The following is a 356-nucleotide window of genomic DNA, read 5'->3' as shown; positions in this document are numbered from 1 at the left end:
TTATGAGAAAGAAAATACTTTAAGACATGTTTTTAAAGTGGATAAGTCGAAAGATAATCTCGCTTTTACTTATAAATATTCAAACCAGTTTCCTGAACAAACGCAGAAAAACTACAATAAAGAAAACATAATTAAAGTAGAAAAAATTGATTCTTTGTCTTATAGCATTACTGTTTTCAAAAATTCGAAATTAAAAAGAAAGAAAATTTCAGGTATCGTAAAAATTGAGAAGTCTCAATTTGATTATGTAAATTTTAATGCAGATTATAATCGTACAGATGAAATTAATGAAAAAATAAAGTCATTTTTAAATCCTAAATTCAAATATTTTATACGTAATCAGCAAACAGAATATC

Annotated in this window: 1 protein-coding gene; it reads left to right on the top strand. The window is 23.6% G+C overall.

Annotated elements, in window-relative coordinates; genetic code table 11:
- Positions 1-356, top strand: a 356-nt coding sequence (locus AB4Y90_RS18295; RefSeq protein WP_441558979.1) for a hypothetical protein, incomplete at both ends; no start/stop codon positions are given.

Source organism: Chryseobacterium sp. 2TAF14, assembly GCF_052115105.1.
Taxonomy (GTDB): Bacteria; Bacteroidota; Bacteroidia; order Flavobacteriales; family Weeksellaceae; genus Chryseobacterium.
The sequence above is the reverse complement of the archived record's forward strand: the minus strand, read 5'-3'. Positions and strand labels throughout refer to the sequence as shown.